Here is a 3,049-nt window from a genome sequence, read left to right as displayed (position 1 = left end):
ACTGGCAGTACTTTTATAATCATGAACGACCTCATATGTCAGTAAATGGTTGTCCACCTATTTTTAAACAATAACAAGGGCTTTAGATTTTCTACCCATTAATTCAATTAAAAATGGGGGTATTACCATCTCTTTCTACTCTGAGCTATCTTTAATAGCACTAATAAAACAGCTAATAAAATAATAAAAATAAACAAGATCTGTATTTGAAACAGACATCTAACCTTTTAAAAAAGAGAACAATCTAATCACTCATACAACAACGACTACAGTACAACAATCATAAGAACTAGAGAAAAGACTGCATAGATCCAAGTTATAGAAGATGAATTAGATTGCCCTTCTATATCATTGACTGCCAGATATAACACATAGTCATGTTGTTCTACCTTACCGCAATACTCAGTACCTCTGTCTTTGAGGATGCGAAGCATTGGTAAGTCCTGAGATTGATAGAATGGCAACACACGATCATTGAGTAAATCAGCCGATGTAATCGGTGTTTTTGTTGTATAGAGCTTGCAATGAACGACCTTGCTATAAGTGTCGATGAATGTTTGTTGGTAGATTCGTCCAACACCTTTGAGATTCCCTACATAAAAGGTGTCTTGCGCGCCTAAATAGCCTGGATGAGCTGTTTCGATTTCACCACAAGCTACGTCATCCTCATGCTTACGTTCAAGTGCCGCAATCTGCTGATCATTTAATTCAATACCATCCTGAGCCACTTTAGTCTCAAGTGCTGTTAAACGCTTCTTAAAGTTTTCTAAATCATGACGAAGCCATATAGAGCGAACACCACTCCCTGAAACGAATACACCCTTCTTGCGTAATTCATTACTAGTACGGTACTGCCCATATGCGGGATATTGAATTGCGAAATCAATAACGGCCTGTTCAGTAGCATCATCTACACGGTTTATTAAATTTGGTACTCGACGGGATTTATTGATCAGCGCGTCAATATCACCAGACTTCACTAACTCTAGATAGCGATAAAATGTATCTCTTGAAACACCCATCACTTTGCATGCTCTGGATACATTCTGAAGCTCTTCAGCTAAATTGAGCAGACCTACTTTGTGTTTAATGATTTGATTGTTAGTATGCAACATAAGAAAGTTACCTTTGTTTGATTAAGATTTCGACACCTTTATCAAAACGGGTAACTTTCTCTTTTTCAAGAAGAATGTACGATCAAGTCTGAACTAATACAAATAAAAAAGTCTCCGACAAACCCGGTACGGTTCAGTTACGAAGCATTGCTATTTTTAGCTCAACTATTCTTCACCATATAGGTATCCACAAACTACGATTGCCATAAACTCACCATTTGTTTCTGGAATAGCAGGTCTATAGTCAGTATAACGAGCAACATAGGAATCAATCTGCTTACCTTTTCTATAGTCATAACTAGCATCTAAACTTAACTCATTTGTATCGCATTTAAACTTATATTTCATTAATCGAAAGTCACCGATACCCATTCCATCTTTTGTTAAGTCATTATGAACTACAGCTTTAAACCAAGCTTCTGCATGTTTTAGAGATTTAACAGTAGCTACTGTACGATCAGGGTCAACGTAAATAGTAAACTCCTCACCTTTATCTAATACAATCCACTCAGCTTGAGCAACTACAGGTACAGCGATTAATAAAGACAACAACAATTTTTTAAGCATACATCCCCCTCATTTATCATCTATTTAATATAAAGCACTATAGATCTTCAGCTTGATCAACGATGTCTTTTAACTTATTACGCTCTTCAATATTAGCTTTTGTAGGCTCAACCAGAGCTTTATCTACAGCTTCAGAATGAACTATTTTAGATACATCTTTTACCAACTCAGCAAGAGCTTCTAAAGCAACATCATAATCCTTATTAGTCATCTAGCTACCCTCAAATATATGGAACAAATATAACAGCCGTAAACATTAAATCACAGTAAGCGTCCGCTGAATCCCATGCCTATTTTTTAATTTTGGTCGGATTTCCAGCGGTGTGGCAGTAATTCTTCTATTTGGGTCACTTTATGTGTCGGCAACCTTTTCAGAACATCACTTAAATAGGCATACGGATCCAGCCCATTCAGCTTTGCTGACTGGATTAATGTCATAATATTGGCTGCTCGCTGACCGCTGCGCAGCGAACCTGCAAATAACCAGTTCTTACGTCCCAACGCCCAGGGGCGCATCTGGTTTTCCACCCAGTTATTGCAAATCGGTAGATTGCCATCATCCAGATAGCGGCTTAAAGCTGGCCAACGCTTCAGAGTGTAATTGATCGCCTTGGCGGTTGGAGAACTCGATGGCACAGTCAGTTGATGTTGGTTGAGCCATTCATACAGTTGTTGCATCACCGGTTGACTATGCTGTTGTCGGTATTCGCGGCGCTGTTCTGCTGTACCATCGGTCTTTTTCCTGAGTTCTGCTTCTATGGCATACAGTTTCTGAATCAGCACTAATGCCTGTTCAGCGACCTGACTTTTTTTGGTCACATGCAGTTCATGGAATTTACGACGTGCATGGGCCATGCAGCCCACCTCAATGACCTGGCCTGATTTAAAGCGTGCTTTATAACCGCTGTAATCATCACAGACCAGATGGCCCTGCCAGTCTTTCAGGAACGCTTCAGCATGCTGACCTGAACGACTATCCTGAAAGTCATAGATCACGGCTTGAACTGGATTGTACTGTGTAGTGGCATAGGCCCAGACATAACCTTTCTTCGGTTTTTTATCATTCTCACCCATCCGCATGATGGTGACCGGCGTTTCATCGGCATGGATCACCCGCTGTTGCAGCACCACCTGTTTTAAGGCATTGGCCAGAGGTTCCAGTTCCACACCGCAGCGACCAATCCAGTCAGATAACGTGGATCTGGACAGATCAATGCCAGCCCGCTGATAGATCAGGCGCTGACGGTACAGCGGCAAATGATCGGCATACTTCGATACCAGCACATGGCTGAGCAGTTCAGGACTGGCAATACCTTTATCAATCACATAGGCGGGCATCGCTTGCTGAGTCAGGGTGTCGCACTGAT

At 40.9% G+C, this 3,049-nt stretch carries 3 protein-coding genes and 1 pseudogene; all 4 read right to left on the bottom strand.

Going from position 1 to position 3,049, the window contains the following annotated elements; genetic code table 11:
• Positions 1-341: 341 nt before the first annotated feature.
• A pseudogene (locus FTU98_RS13760) lies at positions 342-1,115 on the bottom strand (helix-turn-helix domain-containing protein); the annotation flags it as partial.
• A gap of 165 nt (positions 1,116-1,280) precedes the next feature.
• Complete coding sequence (locus tag FTU98_RS13755; protein WP_167846505.1) at positions 1,281-1,682, bottom strand: surface-adhesin E family protein; 402 nt, start codon at positions 1,680-1,682, stop codon at positions 1,281-1,283.
• 37 nt (positions 1,683-1,719) lie between these two features.
• Positions 1,720-1,893, bottom strand: a complete 174-nt coding sequence (locus FTU98_RS13750) for a hypothetical protein (protein WP_019383587.1) — start codon at positions 1,891-1,893, stop codon at positions 1,720-1,722.
• Positions 1,894-1,979: 86 nt separating this feature from the next.
• Positions 1,980-3,049 (bottom strand): IS66 family transposase (locus FTU98_RS13745; RefSeq protein WP_180051562.1); only part of this gene is annotated, 1,070 nt, incomplete at its 5' end.

The organism is Acinetobacter sp. YH12211 (assembly GCF_013418015.1).
GTDB lineage: Bacteria > Pseudomonadota > Gammaproteobacteria > Pseudomonadales > Moraxellaceae > Acinetobacter > Acinetobacter towneri.
This window is presented reverse-complemented; position numbering and strand designations above follow the sequence as displayed.

Bases quoted from the DNA above. Each gene is read 5' to 3' on its own strand.
- FTU98_RS13755 (WP_167846505.1), bottom strand. From the start codon at position 1,682: ATGCTTAAAAAATTGTTGTTGTCTTTATTAATCGCTGTACCTGTAGTT.
- FTU98_RS13750 (WP_019383587.1), bottom strand. From the start codon at position 1,893: ATGACTAATAAGGATTATGATGTTGCTTTAGAAGCTCTTGCTGAGTTG.